1 pseudogene is annotated in these 651 nt (G+C 59.0%); it reads right to left on the bottom strand.

What is annotated here, in order from left to right:
- Positions 1–638 (bottom strand): annotated as a pseudogene (locus tag GE027_RS22655) (hypothetical protein); the annotation flags it as partial.
- Positions 639–651: the final 13 nt, after the last annotated feature.

Here is a 651-nt window from a genome sequence, read left to right as displayed (position 1 = left end):
CCACCGGCTGAGAAAATCGATTCCCGTGTTTTATCGAGCGAATCGCGCCGTAGCGTTGCAAGCATGTCGGCGAACGATGCGTGCCGTTTGTTTGGCCAATTTCGCACGAATTCGCCTGGCTGTTCGCGGACGTATTCGTGCCACAGGACCACCAGTGCGTAGAGGTAGAACATCGTTGGCGTCGTCCGACGTACGGCTGCACGAACTCGGTTCTGTGGCTCACCCAAACCGAGATGGCCCTTGGTGTCCTGAAAGGTGGTTTCCACTGGCCAACGATACGAGTAACGCTGCAGCACTTCTTCCTCACTCAGATCCAAGTCGGTGCTGTAAAACGCTTCGACGCCACGCCCGCCGCGAAGATGCTCCACCACGACCACTCTCACTTCACGCTCGGGCGCCAGATACAACCGGCAGATCGTCGAGGTAATTCGCACCGAAAAGCTGGACTGCTGATAAAGTTGGATCTTCGTGCGACGGAGTCCTTTTCGGGCAATCATCTCTTGGGGCTTGGCAAGCATCGGTCCGCGACGCGGCGGGCGACCACGACCGGGCCGCTTCGCTGGCGGGCCTTCGCACAGACGAGCGTTCAGTCCAATGCGACCGGTGACATGGACATGTGCCGGAATCTGGTCGAGCATTCGCCCTTGGGTG

This window comes from Roseimaritima sediminicola, from assembly GCF_009618275.1.
GTDB lineage: Bacteria > Planctomycetota > Planctomycetia > Pirellulales > Pirellulaceae > Roseimaritima > Roseimaritima sediminicola.
Note: the sequence above shows the minus strand (reverse complement) of the source record. Positions and strands in the feature narration are given on the sequence as shown.